Raw genomic sequence first — 15,781 nt, 5'->3', positions numbered from 1 at the left:
GCCAGACCGCTACATGGCCCCACCCCGCAATACGCCCCCGCCCGAAATCGTGGGCAAGGAAGAAATGGGCGCCCGCCTGCGCGCCGAGCGCAAGGCGCGGAAAATGACGCTGCAGGCGCTATCGCAGGCCAGCGGCATCGCGGTGTCGACCCTGTCCAAGGCCGAGCTGGGGCAGATTGCCCTGAGCTACGAGAAGTTCGCCGCGCTGGCCCGCGCCCTGGGCATCGACATGACGCGCATGTTCATGCTGCGCGATGCCTCGCAGGCGGCCCAGGCGCCCACGTTCGTCAAGAACACGCTGCGCGACGCGCGGGATTACGTCACCGACAACTACCACTACCGCCTGCTGATGGGCGAGTACCCGGGCAAGAAGATGATGCCCATGGTGGCGCTGATCGACGCGCGCGAGGTCGTGGAATTCGAAGACTACATCCGCCACCCCGGCCAGGAATTCGCCCTGGTGCTGTCGGGCAAGGTGCGCATCCAGTTCGAAAACGGCGACAGCGTGGTGCTGGACAAGCTGGAATCCGCCTATTTCGACAGCGGCATCGGCCACGTGTACCTGTCGCTGAGCAAGAAGCCGGCCGAAGTGCTGGCCGTGTGCAGCGACCTGGACGACGTGCCGTCCCGGATCAAGCCGGCGCGGCAGGACACCTAGCCCGGGCGGTCCTGCGGCACGGCCTCGAACAGATAGACGTTATCCGGTTGCAGGTAGCGCAACCGATATCGGCCGACGCGCGTCTGGCCGTCGGGCAGCAGGTAGTCCACCTGCAAGCCGTCGGGTTCTGCCTCGCCGCCCGCCCCCAGATAGGTATTGACCGGATAGCTGAACCCCTGCCCCGGCGCCTCGCGCACGGCAGCGCAGGCCGAGAACAGGCGCGGCAACGCATACAGGCGGCCGCCCTGCGCCACCAGCACCTGCGGATAGCGCCCGCCCCGGCCGCTGGCATTGAAATGCAGTTCCACGCAGGCCCAACCCGCCCGCCGCCAGACGGCGACCTGCGCGAGATTTTCCGGGTCGATGGCGGCGATGGCTTGCCGCGAGGCCTTGGCGGCAGCGCCTTTACCGAACTCAGTGGCGGATGCGGTGCGGCCCGGGTCAGTCGCCGCCAAATCCGTTCCCTGCGCCAGGCGCCAGCGCCGCTCGCCGATCGACAAGGACTGTCCATCGAAGCCGATGCCCGGCGTACCCTTGGGCGGGTCCATGTCCAGTTCCCCCGGCGCGATCCATTGGGTCGCCGAGTAGCGCCGCACCGCCACGGTCATCGCGTTGACCCACAGGCAACGGCGCGGCGTATCGGTGCAGGCCTGCGCCAAAGGCACGCCATCGCCCGGGAACAGGTTGCCGCCCAGGGATTCGTAGAAGGCCGGGTAGCTGGTGAAAGGCGTGGCGGCGGCCGGCATCGCAGGCGTTGATGCGGCCGCGGCCCCCACGGGCTGAGCCTGCGCCAGGCTGACTCCCACCGCCAGCCCCAAGACGCCCAAGGCCGCAACCCTTCTGGCCGCCCCGTCACGACCCGGCACGGGACGCCCGGGCGGGAAACAGGACGGCGACATGACACGCAACGAAATATTCATGGCCGCCAGCCCAGCGGTTACCGCCTGCGTTGACCACCCCTACGGGAAATCCCGTAGAAACTTTCCTTGGCCGACCGGGGTCCCTCTTTATTCAGCTATTTGTCAGACGTCGGTCTGGCCGGACTTGTCTGTCCGGCCGCGTGCCCGCGCGTCGGCGACCTACCGGGAGAATTCCATGCCGCCTGTCACCCGCCCCATGCGCCACAGCCCCAGTGCAGCCGGCGCGCAGGGCGGCGGCGCGGCGGCGGGGGCGTTGGGGCCGCCCGGGCTGTCGGTCATGGACGCCACCGTGGTGCTGGTCGGCGTGGTGATCGGCATCGGCATCTTCGGCTTTCCGCCGCTGGTGGCGCAGCATGCCTCGTCCGAAGCCATGTACCTGGCGTTCTGGCTGGCCGGCGGGCTGGTGATGCTGGTGGGCGCGCTGTGCTACGCCGAGCTGGGCGCGGCCTACCCCGGCGCGGGCGGCGAATACCTGTACCTGTCACGCGCCTGGGGGCCGCGCGTGGGCCTGCTGTTCGCCTGGGCCCGCTGCACCGTGATCCAGACCGGCGCCATCGCGGTCGTGGCCTTCATCTATGGCGACTACGCCCAGCAGCTGTTGCCCCTGGGCACCCACGGCGCGACGGCGCACGCGGCCCTGTCGGTGGTGGCGCTGACCGCCCTGAACGTGGCCGGCACCCGCCATTCCAAGCGCCTGCAATGGCTGTTCACCCTGCTGACGCTGGCTGCGCTGGCGACCGTGCTGACCGCCGCCCTCTTCACCCAGTCGCCCGTCTCGCCGGTGCCGGCGCCCCTGACCGGCAATGCCGCCGGCCTGATGGGCATGGGCATGGTGTTCGTGCTGCTCACCTACGGCGGCTGGAACGAAGCGGCCTACCTCAGCGGCGAACTGCGCAACCCCGGACGCAACATGGCGCGGGTGCTGCTGATCGGCACCGCGGTGGTGACCGGGGCGTACCTGCTGACCAATCTGGCGTTGCTGGAACTGTTCGGCCTGCAAGGCCTGCGCGACACGCCCGCCCTGGGCGCGGCCGTCATGCAACTGGCGGCCGGCCCCTATGCGGCGGCATTGCTCAGCCTGGTGATCTGCGCCACGGCGCTCAGCACCATCAACGGCACCATCATCACCGGGGCGCGGGTGTATTACGCGCTGGGCCGCGACGTGCCGCGCTTGCGGGCCCTGGCCGGCTGGAACGACCGCAATGAAACGCCTGTCAGCGCCTTGCTGGCCCAGGGCGTGATCACGCTGGCCCTCTTGGCCGTAGGCGCCTTCAGCCAGAACAGCGTGCAAGCCATGGTGGCCTACACCGCCCCGGTGTTCTGGCTGTTCATGCTGCTGGTGGCCGCGTCCGTCTGGCGCCTGCGCCGGCGCGACCCCGACCGCCCGCGGCCGTTTCGCGTACCGCTGTATCCCTTGACCCCCGCGCTGCTGGCGCTGGCCTGCGCCGGGCTGGTGTATTCCAGCGCGGCCTATGCCGGCGCCGGTGCGCTGATCGGCCTGGCCGTGCTGGCCGCGGGCGTGCCGATGCTGCGGGTGCTCAAGCCGGCAAGCCCCCTTCCCTAGCCCCAGGAGTCTTCACCATGCAACGTGCCCACGCTTTTCTATCGCCCGTCCGCCGCCGCACCGTCATGGCATCCGCGCTGGCGCTGGCCTTGTCCCTGGCCGTCCTGGCCGAGGCCCGCGCCGCCGGGCCGGCCGCCCTGCCAGTCACCCCTGCAAAACCGGTCGCCGCGACGCCCGAGGCCCAGTCCGACGCCTATGTGCCCGACGTGGGCCAGGACGGCAAGGACGTCATCTGGGTGCCCACGCCCCAGACCCTGGTCGACAAGATGCTGGACATGGCCGCCGTCACCCCGCAAGACCGCCTGATGGACCTGGGCTCGGGCGACGGCCGCCTGGTCATTACCGCCGCCCAGCGCGGCCTGACCGCCAAGGGCATCGAATACAACCCTGATCTGGTGACGCTGTCGCGGGGCAACGCCGCCAAGGCCGGCGTGTCCGGCCGCGCCAGCTTCGAGGTGGCCGACCTGTTCCAGACCGACCTGTCTCAGGCCGACGTGATCACCATGTTCCTCTTGTCGACCATCAACGAAAAGCTGCGCCCCCGGCTGCTGCAGCTGGAACCGGGCACCCGCATCGTGTCCAACACCTTCCGCATGGGCGATTGGGAACCGGACGCGTCCGAGACCATCACCGAGGCCTGCCAGACCTACTGCAACGCCTTGCTGTGGATCGTGCCGGCCAAGGTCGACGGCAAATGGGACGTGGCTGGCCAGACGCTGCGGCTGGAACAGCAGTACCAGAGGCTGACCGGCAAGCTGGGGTCCAGCGAGATTTCGGACGCCCGCATGGACGGCCGCACGATCTCGTTCACGGCCGACGGCGTGCGCTACACGGGCGAAGTGAACGGCACCACCATCAGCGGCAGCGCCGCCGGCAAGGGCGAGTGGTCGGCGCGGCGGATCTGAACCCAGCCCGGTGCCTGGACGGGTCCGGGCGGTCGGGGGCTAGAAGCCTCTCAGCGCGCCGCGCCCTTGACCACCCGGTGCACGAACTGCAGCTTGCCCACCACCTCGCCCGGCAGCACGAAGGGGTAGAAATCCCGCTGCCCCATGCTGCGCGACAGCTCGTTGAGCACCCCGGTCAGCGCCACCCAGGCATTGACCAGGTCGAGGAAGCCCTGGCCTTCGGGGTCGTCCTGGTCGTACAGCGATACCCGGGTAAAGGGTTCGTAGGCCTGCTCCACCGCCATGCGCGTGACGCCAAAGCTGATGGCGGTGTCCAGCGTATCCATCATGTGCAGGTAGTGGGCCCAGGTCTCGGCCCAGTCTTCCCAGGGATGGCACGAGGCGTACGTACTGATGAAATGCAGCGCCCAGTCGGCGGGCGGCCCCTGTTCGTAATTGCGTTGCAGCGCCTGGGCGTAGTCGGCGCGCTCGTCGCCGAACAATTGGCGAAAGGGTTCCAGCCAGTCGCCGCCAGCCACCAGCTGGTCCCAGTAGAAATGACCGATCTCGTGACGAAAATGCCCCAGCAGCGTGCGATAGGGTTCGTGCATGGATTCACGCACCTGCACCCGGTAGGCGTCGTCGGCTTCCAGGATATTGATGGTGATCAGGCCCTGGTTGTGGCCGGTCAATAACGGCGCGCCGTCCGCGCCCGGAGCCAGCAGGTCGAACGCCAGTCCGCCGTCGCCTGGCTCTTGCGAGCGCCGGATCGGCAGGCCCAGTGTCATCAACTGCGCGATCAGCTGGCGCTTGGCGGCTTCCACCTTGAACCAGAGCGGGCCGTTCTCGGGAATCGACAGGTCGGGAATGGTGCGATTCAGGCTGCACGCCAGGCAGAGCGAGTCGGCGGACGTGGCCGGCAGCAGCCAGTTGCACAGGGCCGGCGTGGCAAAGTTGCCGCAGCGCTTGAAGGCCCTGCCCCGCACCCGGCCGGCTTCGGCCCACACACCTTCCGTCTTGCCCGGGTCCAGCGCCAGCACGTGGCCGCGCTTGGGGTCGAAACCCAATGGCCGATGGCAGTTCAGGCATTCGGTATTGCCAAAGAAGATCTGCTGGCCGCAGACGCACTGGAACGCCTTGGCGCGGGCGTGCCGCTGGCGTTGGCGCTGGCGTTTGGGCGCATTGAGCTGGCGCCCCAGCGCATCGAAGAAATACGTCATGCATCGACCTCCGGAAACAAGGGCGGCGCCGGCTCGGTCGGAAATTCCGCCAAGGGGGCCACCGTGACCTGCACACTCAATTCATGGCCGCCGCCGCGGATCACCCCGCGCAGCGGCGTCACGTCGCCATAGTCGCGGCCCTGGGCCAGCACCACGTGCGACACGCCCGGCACCAGGTCGTTGGTGGGGTCCAGGTCCAGCCAGCCGCCGGTGGCCGCCAAGCCCGGGCAATGCACCGACACCCAGGCATGCGACGCGTCCGCCCCGATCAGGCGCGGTCGGCCCGGGGGCGGCTGCGACATCAGGTAGCCGCTGACATAGCGCGCCGGCAGGCCGATGGCGCGCAGGCAGCCGATCATGACGTGGGCGAAATCCTGGCACACCCCGGCCCGCTGGCGAAACGCATCCAGGATGGGCGTGGACACCTGGGTATGGGCTGGGTCGTACGTGAAATCGTGGTGGATGCGATGCATCAGGTCGATGGCCGCCAGCGCAATCGGCCGGCCTGGCGTGAACGACACCAGCGCGTAGTCGCGCAGTTCGCCGTGCAGCGGCACATAGGGCGACGGAAACACGAATTCGCCTTCCGGCGCGTAGTCGGCGCCCGCGTCGTAGCGCAGGCGTTCGGCCGCGGCCTCCCAGGGGGCGGTGGCCGTCGGGTCCAGGCCGTCAAAGCGCGGGCGCACGGTGACCTGGCTGGTGGCGCGCACGGTCAGCGCCTCGTGCGGCGCATACAACGCAAAGGTGGCGCGGCGGTTGCCGAAGACGTCCAGCGATTCGGCGTAGTCGGCCGGCGCGGGAGTGATGGCCAGCGTGTAGCCGTCCACCTGCTGCCAGGCGTCGTGCAACGGCCGCAGGTAGCACAGGTGGTGGGCCAGCTCCACCGGCGCTTCGTAGCGGTAGGCGGTGACGTGGCTGACCCCCAGGGTCTGGGACGCGTCGGGCGAGTCAGGCAAGGTCATGGCGGTGGTCTCGGGTCAAGCCGTCAGCGTCTGGTCGCGGCCGGACACATGGCTGAAATAGCGGCGGCTGATGTCGTTGGACAAGGCGCTGGCGGCGGCATCGAGCTGCGCGGCCAGGTCCAGCAAGGCCTGGTAGCGGCCCTGGCCGTCGCGTTCGCACAAGGCCGCAAGCGCCGTGCCTGCCGCGCCGCCCTCGGCCAGCACGGGCAACAGGTCGGCCAGCGCCGCGCCGGGGCCGTCCGCCGCCCCCGGCAGGCGCGCCAGTTCCTTGCGCAGCACCCCCAGCACACAGGCGATGGACCGCGGGTTGGCCGGTTCCAGCACCAGCAGGTTCAGCAAGGCGGGAATTTCCTGGCGCCCCGGGTAGTGGGCGCGATAGGTGATGGTGCTGTCGAACAGGTCCAGCAGCAGGCCGAAGGCGCTGTCGCCCAGCACGGCGTTGCGCCGGAACAGCGCGCTGAGCAGGTTGGCCATGGCGCACAGGCGTTCCAGTTGGCGGCCCAGGGTCAAGAGGCGCCAGCCATCGTCACGCGTCATGCGGTCGGTCTGCGACCCCGTGATGGCCGACAGCTGCGTACCCAGGCGTTTCAGGGCCGCCACCACGTCGGGCGCGGACACGGCGATGCCTTCGTCGGCCAGGGCCGCCTGCGGGTCGACCGCCAGGTCGGCGAGGCAGCCGGCGGCCGTGACCACCAGGCGCCAGTGGTCGGGCGACAGGCGGTCGCGGATCTGGCCCGCGGCAAACGACAGCGCGGCCAGGTTGCGCGCCAGCCCGCCGCCGTCGGCGGCCAACTCGGCCACCAGGGTGTGTTCGAACATGCGCACCGACAAGGTGGGCGCCAGCGGCATCAGGCCGCTGCGCCGGCACAGCGTGGACACGGCCTCGAACAGGTCGCGGGCGTTGTCGTCGTCGCTGTTCAGCCAGGTCAGCGTCACCTGCGCCAGGCGCACGTCGTTTTCGGCGCGCTCGGTATAACGGCCCATCCAGAACAGGTTTTCGGCCGCGCGGCTGGATACCGGCCGGTGGCTGTGGGCCAGGTCTTCGGGCCGCAGCTTGGCCGGCAGCATCGAAAATGTATCGACCGCCCCGCGGGTGGTGACCCAGGTATCCATGCTGCTGCCACCGCGCTGCATCGACACGATCTGCTGTTCGCGGCTGGCGATGCGGGTCAGGCCGCCCGGCAGCATGTGCCAGCCCCCCGCCCCGTCGGCAATGGCAAAGACCCGCAGCATGGCCGCGCGCGGCACGATGTGGCCCGCCGCCCAGGTCGGCGCCTGCGACAGCGGCAGGTACTGCTGGATGGTGTAGGCGTCCGGCTGCTCGGCAATGCGGTCGCGCAGGGCGTCGCGCTCGGCCGGCGACACCGCGCCGCCGATCACCGGCTCGAAACCGCCGCGGGCATGCCCCGGGTACGTCGCCTTGACCACCGCCCCCGGCAGGTCGGCCAGCACCTGTTCGCGCGCCGCCGCTTCGCCGCACCACCACGACGGCAGCGACGGCAAGAGCAGGTCCTGCCCCAGCAGCCGGCGGCTGATGGCGGGCAAAAAGCCATTGATGGCCGGCGATTCCAGGAAGCTCGTGCCCAGGGAATTGGCCACCAGCACATTGCCGGCGCGCATCACCTGCAGCAGCCCGGGCACGCCCAGCGTGGAATCGGACCGCAGCTCCAGCGGGTCGCAGAAATCGTCGTCCAGCCGCCGCAGCACCGCGTGCACCCGTTCCAGCCCGTGCAGCGTCTTCAGGAACAGCAGGTTGTCGCGCACCACCAGGTCGCTGCCTTCCACCAGGGTCACGCCCAGGTAGCGCGCCAGATAGGTCTGCTCGAAATAGGTTTCGTTGTAGGGGCCGGGGGTCAGCAGCACGATGCGGGCGGTGCCCGGGACCGCCGCCGGGCTCAGGCGGTACAGCATGTCCATCAGCCGACGGTAGCTGCTGGCCAGGTGCTGCACCCGCAGTTCCTTGAAGGCCTCGGGAAACAGGCCGGACACGGTCAGGCGGTTTTCCAGCAGGTAACCCAGCCCGGACGGCGCCTGGGTGCGCTGCGACACCACCCGCCAGCCGCCGTCGCTGGCCCGCGCCAGGTCGAACGCGGCAATGTGCAGGTAGGTGCCGCCCGGCGGCAGGTAACCGCGCAGCGGCCGCAGGTAGCCAGGGTGGCCCTGCACCAGGGCCGGGGGCAGCAGGTTTTCGCGCAGCAGTTCCTGCGTGCCGTAGACGTCGGCCAGCACCCGGTTGAGCAGCGCCGCGCGCTGGGACAGGCCCTGCTCGATCGTGGCCCAGTCCTGGTCGTCGATGATGAACGGCAGCAGGTCCAGCGACCACGGCCGGGTCGGACCATTGGCGTCGGCGTAGATGTTGTAGGTAATGCCGTTTTCGCGAATTTGCCGGGCCACGCCGTCGGCGCGGCGGTCCAGGTCGGCAAAGCCATCGGTGCCCAGCAGTTCGAAGAACCGGGGCCAGGGGTCGCGCAGCCGGGTGGCGCCGGGCGCGTCGGCCGGCGCCCGCAGTTCGTCATAGTGCCCCGGCCGGGCGGCCAGGGCGGCGTGGACTGCCAGCGAGACCGCGTCCTGGGACGGGTCCGTCTGGAAGAGAAATTGCGGCATGCGCGTCGAAATCGGGTGATCAGAGGCGTCAATCGTGCCTTAAATCCAACGAGAACGGAAATTCCCGGCTGGGCCGGGCCGGCGCCGGGTCCAGCCGGCCCGCCGTATGGCCGATTCTTTCGAAACGGGCCAGGCGGCGGCTTTCGGCTTCGTAGGCATTGACCGGGAAGCTCTCGGGGTTCAGCCCGCCCGGGTGCGCCACGTGGTAGCGGCAGCCGCCCAGCGACCGCTGGTTCCAGGTATCGACGATGTCGAAGGTCAGCGGGGCGTGCACGCGGATGGTCGGATGCAGCGCCGACGGCGGCGACCAGGCCTTGTAGCGCACCCCGGCCACGTACTCGCCCACCGTGCCGGTGGGCTGCAACGGCAGCGTGCGGCCATTGACGGTGACCACGTGGCGGCTGCCGTTCAGCCCGGTCACCCGGACTTCCAGCCGTTCCAGCGACGAATCCACGTAGCGCACCGCGCCCGCCGACGAACTTTCCTCGCCCATCACATGCCAGGGTTCCAGCGCGCCGCGCAGTTCCAGGTGGATGCCGCGCGCGGCCACGTCGCCGAACAGCGGGAAGCGGAACTCGAAATGCGGCGCGAACCAGGCCGCGTCAAAGGCATAGCCGGCCTCGTTCAGATCGGCCATCACATCGGCGAAATCCATCTTCACAAAGGCCGGCAGGAGGAAGCGGTCGTGCAGTTCGGTGCCCCAGCGCGTCAGCCCGGCGGTATAGGGAGTTTTCCAGAAATGCGCCACCAGCCCGCGGAGCAGCAACTGCTGCGCCAGGCTCATGCGGGCGTGGGGCGGCATTTCGAAGGCGCGCAGCTCCAACAGGCCCAGCCGCCCCGTGGGGCCGTCGGGCGAATAGAGCTTGTCGATGCAGAATTCAGACCGATGGGTGTTGCCCGTCACGTCCACCAGAATGTTGCGCAGCGCCCGGTCCACCATCCAGGGCGGCACCTGGGCGCCTTGCTCCCGGCAGCGCTTGTGGATTTCCTGGAAGGCCAGTTCCAGCTCGTAGACCTGGTCGTTGCGGGCCTCGTCGATGCGCGGCGCCTGGCTGGTCGGGCCGATGAACAGCCCCGAAAACAGGTACGACAAGGACGGATGGTTGACCCAGTACGCCAACAGACTGGCCAGCACGTCGGGGCGGCGCAGGAACGGGCTGTCGGCCGGCGTCTTGCCGCCCAGCACGAAATGGTTGCCGCCCCCGGTGCCGGTATGGCGGCCGTCGGCCATGAACTTCTCGGTCGACAGGCGCGTCTCGAACGCCGCCTGGTAGAGGAATTCGGTGTGGTCCACCAGTTCGGTCCAGTTGGACGCCGGGTGGATGTTGACCTCGATCACGCCCGGGTCGGGGGTGACCTGCAGCACCTTCAGGCGCGGATCGCGCGGGGGCGGATAGCCTTCCATCACGATCTTCACCGACAGGTCGCGGGCGGTGGCCTCCACCTGCGTCACCAGTTCCAGGTAGTCCTCCAGGCGCTGCAACGGCGGCATGAAGACGTACAGCACCCCGGCGCGGGCCTCGACGCACAGCGCCGTGCGGTTGACCCAGGCGGCGGACTCGAACTTGTCGGGGCTGCGGCCGGCGTTGCCGTTCGGGTCAGTGCCCGTGGCCGAGCCGGCATAGCCTGCCTGGCCCGTGGCCGCCTGTCCGTTCCCGCGCGCACCGTTGCCCTGGCCGGCGTCCCTGCCCGCCGCCCCCCCGGGCGACGGCTGCATCCGCAACGGCGCCGCGGTCGGCAACGCCCGCCGCGCCTCGAACGGATCGCGCTCCAGCAGCACCGGCGCATCGGCCTCGGCCACCCAGGGCAGCGAATCCAGCGGCAGCCGGTAACCCATGGGCGAATCCCCCGGGAACAGGTACATGCGTTCATCGCGCAGGAACCAGGGGCCGGACACCCAGGCCGGCCCATCCAGATCCGGCCCGTCGCCCCGGCGCACCGGCAGCGCATAACCCGTGACGCTGTCCAGCCTGGCCTCGAATACGCGGCGCAGGCGCGCGCGTTCCATCTCGTCATCCAGCCGCGAATCGAACGGGTCGACGTTGACCGGCAGGCGGCGCTCGCGCCACAGGTAATAGAAGACGTCCTCGTAGCCGGGCACGATATATTCATCACCCAGCCCCAGCCGCGCGCAAAGCGAGCCCATGAAGCGGCGCGCGTCGGCGGCGCCGTAGCGGCTGCGTTCGCGTTCGTCGGCGAACCGCGCCGGGTCCTGCCAGCAGGCCTGGCCGTCTTCGCGCCAATAGATCGACAGCGCCCAGCGCGGCAGTTGTTCGCCCGGATACCATTTGCCCTGGCCGAAGTGCAAAAAGCCATTGGCGCCATAGCGCTCGCGCAACCGGTTCAGCAGCGCCACGGCGTAGCCACGCTTGGTCGGCCCCAACGCCGCCGTGTTCCATTCGGCGCCCTCGCGGTCCTCTACCGACACAAAGGTCGGTTCGCCGCCCATGGTCAGGCGCACGTCCATCTGGTCCAGCCGGACGTCGATGCGCAGGCCCAGGTCGCGGATCGCCTGCCACTGGTCATCGGAATACGGCTGGGTCACGCGCGGCGATTCAAAGATGCGCGTCACTTCCATGGTGTGGGTGAATTCGACCTCGGCTTCGTCCACCGCGCCTGTCACCGGCGCCGCGCTGCCGGGCTCGGGGGTGGCCGCCAGGGGAATGTGCCCTTCGCCTGCCAAGAGGCCCGAGGTCGGGTCCAGCCCGATCCAGCCCGCGCCGGGCAGGTAGACCTCGCACCAGGCGTGCAGGTCGGTAAAGTCGCTTTCCGCGCCGCCCGGGCCGTCCAGCGCCTTCACGTCGGGTTTGAGCTGGATCAGGTAGCCCGATACGAAACGCGCCGCCAGGCCCAGGTGGCGCAGCGCCTGCACCAGCAGCCAGGCCGAATCGCGGCACGAGCCAGCGTTGCGGGTCAGCGTCACCTCGGGCGTCTGCACGCCCGGCTCCATGCGGATCAAGTACTTGATTTCCTGGTGGATCTGGCGGTTCAGGCCCACCAGGAAATCCACGGTGCGCTGGCGCCGCACGTCCACCCGTTCCAGGAAGTCGACAAAGCGCGGCGTGGCGTCGTCACGCACCCGGTACGGCGCCAGTTCACGGGCCAGCCCCTCGTCGTAGTCAAAGGGGTATTCCTCGGCGCCCGGCTCCAGGAAGAAATCGAACGGGTTGTAGACCGCCATTTCGGCGACCAGGTCCACCGTGATCTTGAATTCGCGGGTCTTGTCGGGAAAATTCAGCCGCGCCAGGTAATTGGCAAAGGGATCCTGCTGCCAATTGATGAAGTGGTTTTCCGGCTCGACCTTCAGCGAATACGACAGGATCGGGGTGCGGCTGTGCGGCGCCGGCCGCAGCCGCAACACCTGGGCGGACAGCCCCACCAGCCGGTCATATCGGTACTGCGTCACATGCTTGAGCGCTACGTGGATCGTCACTGCCTTCTCCGAAGACCGGGCCTGGGGCCAGGATACTGAAACGCGCCTGGCCGGTGATCGGTCGCCCGGCCAGGCGCGGATTGAATGCCGCAAAAAAGGGGAAAGCGGGAAAGCCTATGTGCTCAGGCGCCGGCTTGCATCGTCACGGAAATCTGCGTGGACAGTTCCGCGCCCTGCCCGTGCAGCCAGCGCACCGGCGAGGCCGAATCATGGTCGCGCGCCACGGCCAGCCGGCAGTGCCGGTCCGACGCAAAGCGGCGGTGGGTCACGTCCACGCTGACCCAGCCCGGTTCGGGCAGCCAGATGTCGGCCCAGGCATGGGCCACGGCCTGGTCTTCCTGGGTGTACAGGTAGCCGCTGACGTAGCGCGCGGGGGTGCCGCAGGCCCGGGCGCAGGCCAGGAACAGGTGGGCCTGGTCGCGGCTGCCGCCCCGGCCCAGCGCCAGCACCTGGGCGGCGCCAGACGGTTCGCCCCCCGCCGTATCATCGTCGGGGGCAAACACCACCCGGTCGCAGATGGCTTCGGCCAGCGACAAGGCATCTTCGGGGGTGGACAGGCCGCGCGGCAGCACCCGGCCCGAAAAGCCCCGCACGGCGTCATCGCCGTGGGTCAGCGCGGTGGGCACGCAGTACACGTGCACGGGCAGCCGGTGGTCTTCCTGGCCCACGTGGCCCTGGGCCCGCGGTTCGATCTCGACCTGGCCAGTGACCTGGATCTCGACCTCGTGGTGGCGTCGGTTCAGGATCAGGGTGTGCGCCACATTGCCGTAGGCGTCGACCTGGGCCTGGATGTCGCCGGGCGCCTGGATGTGCCAGCGCAAGGCGCGCTGATGGTCATCGAACCGGGGCGTCAGCCGCAGCGTCTGGATGCTGTAACTGACCGGCGCGGCATAGCGGTAACGGGTAACGTGCTTGACGAGATGCCTCACGAACGTCTCCTTTGCAAGATCACGCCGGCCCTGCCTGTCTTGGGCAGATGCCGGCTTTGCGCTTATCTTGATGACCGTCTGTGACGTTACTGCTAGCAACTCGCGTGCCAAGCCCTGACAGGGATGCGCAGGTTGCGCCGTACGGAGGGAAACGCCGCCGCGGCAAACGCGGTGCGAACGAAAATAATGCCACGGCAAGGGGGTTGGCACCAAGCCGGTGCCGCCGCGACGCGCCATCGCGGGTCAGACCTTGGCGGCTGCCCCGGCCATGACCCGGCCATACCGGTGCGCCTACACCGCCACCGGCTGTTCCAGCCGCAGCCCGCGGCGCTGGGTATCCAGCGTCACCAGCGCCCCCAACGGCAGCGTCAGGTTGGGGTCGCCGTGGCCGCTGGGCCAGGCCGCCAGCACGGGAATGCCGCGCGCCTGGAATTGTTCCTGCAACAGCGGAAACAGCTGAAACTGCCCCGCCGCATCGCCGCCCGGCAGCCCCAGGCGGGTGAAATTGCCCACCAGCACGCCCTTGATGCGGTCGAATTTACCGGCCGCGCGTAATTGCGACAGCAGGCGGTCGATGCGCGGCAGCGCCTCGTTGACGTCTTCGATGAACAGAATCGCGTCGCGGGTGGCGATCTCGTGGCGCGAGCCGATGGTGGCGGCGATCAGCGCCAGGTTGCCGCCCACCAGCCGGCCGGTCGCCACGCCGGGCGCCAGCACCACCGGGTTGGATTCCGGGGGCGCATCGATCCAGGCGCCCTGCCCGATCTGCCCGCCCACCATGGCCAGCACGTGGCTGGCGGTGGGTTCGGCCTTGCCGGCCAGCAGGTCCTGCGCCAGCATCGGCCCGTGAAAGGTCACGAAACCCGCCTGTTTCTGGATGGCCAGGTGCAGCGCGGTGATGTCGCTATAGCCGATGAAGGGCTTGGGGTGCTTGCGCAACAGGCCGAAATCCAGCTTGTCGGCAATGCGCCACGAGCCGAAACCGCCTTGCAGGCACCACACCGCGCCAATCGCCGGGTCGGCAAACGCCGCGTGCAGGTCATTGAGCCGGGCGGCGTCGTCGCCGGCCAGGTACTCGAACGGCGCGTCGCTGCGGGTCAGCGCGGCGGGCATGATCTGGGCTTCGAAGCCCCGGGCCTGCAACCAGTCGGCCGCTTCAAAGGCCGCGCCATCGGCGGCCGACGCGGGCGCCACGATGGCCACGCGGCCGCCGGGCCGCAAGGCCGGTACCGGGGCGTCGCGCCGGGGGGCGGCGTTGGACAGCGATTGGCCCGTCTGGCTGGCCGACAAGTCGCCGGGCGCGGTCTGCTCGCCTTCGCCACGGTTCGGCGAGCGGGTGGCGCAGCCGGCCAGCGCCAGGCTCGACAAGCCCACGGCACCCACGGCGCGCAACACGCTGCGGCGGTGCGGGTTGAAAGCGGGCGACAAGCGGCCGGGCGTACTTGGCATGCAGCGTCCTTTTAAATTTTATTATTATTTATCAATAATTTATTGAATAAACTTCATGTAAATAATGAGATTATTCAAGAATTCACTTGAAGCTATTCGAGAAACCACACGAAGTCATTCGAGAATTCACTTGAGGTTATCCGAGAATTCACTTGAAGTCTTTCGGGGGCTGGCAAGGGCCTAGAACCGCTCGTATTCCAGCCGATAGCGCCACTGCCCCACCGCCAGCCCCGCCATCGGCAACCGGCCAATGCGCAAACGGCGCAGCCCCAGCAATTGCAGCCCGGCGGTATCGCACACGTATTCGATGAACCCCAGCGCCGGCGTCTTCAGCGCAAAGCGCAGGTGGGTTTCGTTCTGCCAGCTGACCTTCATGGGCGTGGCGGGCCGGCCCTCGTAGGCCAGGCCGCGTTGCAGGCGCGCCAAGCCGGCCGCGTCCAGCGTGCCGCGCACCTGGGCAATGTATTCCTGTTCGACGTGCCGGCCTTCTTCGACCAGCTTGCGCGACACCGCGTATTCCTGCGTGTACACCACCAGCCCACTGGCCGCACGCTCGAGCGGCGTCGCCAGTTTCAGGCCGTTGAACATGCGCTTCAGATAACGCAGGCCCGAACGGTCACCCGGCATCAGGTTGGCCGGCACGATCAGGTCCAGCGCGGATTCCCGAGGGTCTGATGCGGACAGGCCCGCCGGCTTGTGCACCAGCACGCTGACCGGCCGCATGTCTTCCAGCTTGGCGCCGGCAAGCAGGCTCACCGTCTGGTTGGCGCCGACGCGAAAACCGGGTTCTTCCACCACCTTGCCATCCACGGCCACCCAGCCGCCTTCGATATAGCGTTCGGCATCGCCGCGCGAGCACGATTGTTCGGTGGCCAGCCGCTTGGCCAGGCGGATGCTGTCGCTCATGGCCGGCCTCCCGAGTGCGTGAGGATCACGAAGGCAAGGCGGGAAAGCGCGGGAATGGGCGTAGAGGAATTCAGCGGAAAAATCGTCATCTTGGACACTGCGGAAAAGGCGAAACGGGGGGGGCGTTGATGCAGGCCTGAATCACGCAAGCCTGCATGCACGGCGGGCCCCAAGGCCAGAATGGTACGCGCTTTCCCCTGGCCGCGCGGGCCGCCCGGCCGGGGCATCACGCAGGCCAGCGCCGAATCCGGT

11 protein-coding genes are annotated in these 15,781 nt (G+C 68.8%); 3 read left to right on the top strand and 8 right to left on the bottom strand.

Going from position 1 to position 15,781, the window contains the following annotated elements; all coding sequences use genetic code 11:
* Window positions 1-13: 13 nt before the first annotated feature.
* A complete protein-coding gene (locus AC3WMR_RS08315; RefSeq protein ID WP_175193012.1) occupies window positions 14-658 on the top strand; it encodes a helix-turn-helix domain-containing protein in 645 nt (214 codons plus the stop codon).
* On the opposite strand, the gene AC3WMR_RS08310 is transcribed toward AC3WMR_RS08315, so the two are convergent.
* On the bottom strand, window positions 655-1,485 hold the full coding sequence (locus AC3WMR_RS08310) for a hypothetical protein (protein ID WP_492263549.1): 831 nt from the start codon (window positions 1,483-1,485) through the stop codon (window positions 655-657). The genes AC3WMR_RS08315 and AC3WMR_RS08310 overlap by 4 nt on opposite strands.
* A gap of 370 nt (window positions 1,486-1,855) precedes the next feature.
* Here AC3WMR_RS08310 and AC3WMR_RS08305 point away from each other — a divergent pair, with 370 nt between their 5' ends.
* Entirely contained in the window at window positions 1,856-3,142 is a 1,287-nt protein-coding gene (locus AC3WMR_RS08305; protein WP_025138586.1) for an APC family permease, read from the top strand.
* 17 nt (window positions 3,143-3,159) lie between these two features.
* Complete coding sequence (locus AC3WMR_RS08300; RefSeq protein ID WP_492263548.1) at window positions 3,160-4,047, top strand: SAM-dependent methyltransferase; 888 nt, start codon at window positions 3,160-3,162, stop codon at window positions 4,045-4,047.
* Window positions 4,048-4,097: 50 nt separating this feature from the next.
* On the opposite strand, the gene AC3WMR_RS08295 is transcribed toward AC3WMR_RS08300, so the two are convergent.
* The 7 genes from AC3WMR_RS08295 to AC3WMR_RS08265 form a co-directional block, all read right to left on the bottom strand.
* Window positions 4,098-5,246, bottom strand: coding sequence for a zinc-binding metallopeptidase family protein (locus AC3WMR_RS08295; protein ID WP_492263547.1), 1,149 nt, complete (start codon window positions 5,244-5,246; stop codon window positions 4,098-4,100).
* Complete coding sequence (locus AC3WMR_RS08290) at window positions 5,243-6,208, bottom strand: transglutaminase family protein (RefSeq protein WP_492263546.1); 966 nt, start codon at window positions 6,206-6,208, stop codon at window positions 5,243-5,245. The genes AC3WMR_RS08295 and AC3WMR_RS08290 overlap by 4 nt, the downstream gene beginning before the upstream one ends.
* A 15-nt stretch (window positions 6,209-6,223) precedes the next feature.
* Complete coding sequence (locus tag AC3WMR_RS08285; protein WP_492263545.1) at window positions 6,224-8,812, bottom strand: circularly permuted type 2 ATP-grasp protein; 2,589 nt, start codon at window positions 8,810-8,812, stop codon at window positions 6,224-6,226.
* A gap of 28 nt (window positions 8,813-8,840) precedes the next feature.
* Entirely contained in the window at window positions 8,841-12,245 is a 3,405-nt protein-coding gene (locus AC3WMR_RS08280; RefSeq protein WP_492263544.1) for a transglutaminase family protein, read from the bottom strand.
* A 122-nt stretch (window positions 12,246-12,367) separates the two neighbouring features.
* Window positions 12,368-13,174, bottom strand: a complete 807-nt coding sequence (locus AC3WMR_RS08275) for a transglutaminase family protein (protein WP_492263543.1) — start codon at window positions 13,172-13,174, stop codon at window positions 12,368-12,370.
* Between the two features lie 291 nt (window positions 13,175-13,465).
* Window positions 13,466-14,623 (bottom strand): S66 peptidase family protein, encoded by a 1,158-nt coding sequence (locus AC3WMR_RS08270; RefSeq protein ID WP_492263542.1) that lies wholly within the window; start codon window positions 14,621-14,623, stop codon window positions 13,466-13,468.
* A gap of 180 nt (window positions 14,624-14,803) precedes the next feature.
* Window positions 14,804-15,529, bottom strand: coding sequence for an RNA pseudouridine synthase (locus tag AC3WMR_RS08265; RefSeq protein WP_492263541.1), 726 nt, complete (start codon window positions 15,527-15,529; stop codon window positions 14,804-14,806).
* Between the last annotated feature and the right edge of the window lie 252 nt (window positions 15,530-15,781).

It is taken from the genome of Achromobacter sp. FW305-C-28 (assembly GCF_058783235.1).
The sequence above is the reverse complement of the archived record's forward strand: the minus strand, read 5'-3'. Positions and strand labels throughout refer to the sequence as shown.

Excerpts from the sequence above, each read along its gene's own strand:
- AC3WMR_RS08270 (WP_492263542.1), bottom strand. The coding sequence starts at position 14,623 with ATGCCAAGTACGCCCGGCCGCTTGTCGCCCGCTTTCAACCCGCACCGC.
- AC3WMR_RS08290 (WP_492263546.1), bottom strand. The coding sequence starts at position 6,208 with ATGACCTTGCCTGACTCGCCCGACGCGTCCCAGACCCTGGGGGTCAGC.
- AC3WMR_RS08285 (WP_492263545.1), bottom strand. The coding sequence starts at position 8,812 with ATGCCGCAATTTCTCTTCCAGACGGACCCGTCCCAGGACGCGGTCTCG.
- AC3WMR_RS08315 (WP_175193012.1), top strand. The coding sequence starts at position 14 with ATGGCCCCACCCCGCAATACGCCCCCGCCCGAAATCGTGGGCAAGGAA.
- AC3WMR_RS08305 (WP_025138586.1), top strand. The coding sequence starts at position 1,856 with ATGGACGCCACCGTGGTGCTGGTCGGCGTGGTGATCGGCATCGGCATC.
- AC3WMR_RS08265 (WP_492263541.1), bottom strand. The coding sequence starts at position 15,529 with ATGAGCGACAGCATCCGCCTGGCCAAGCGGCTGGCCACCGAACAATCG.
- AC3WMR_RS08300 (WP_492263548.1), top strand. The coding sequence starts at position 3,160 with ATGCAACGTGCCCACGCTTTTCTATCGCCCGTCCGCCGCCGCACCGTC.
- AC3WMR_RS08295 (WP_492263547.1), bottom strand. The coding sequence starts at position 5,246 with ATGACGTATTTCTTCGATGCGCTGGGGCGCCAGCTCAATGCGCCCAAA.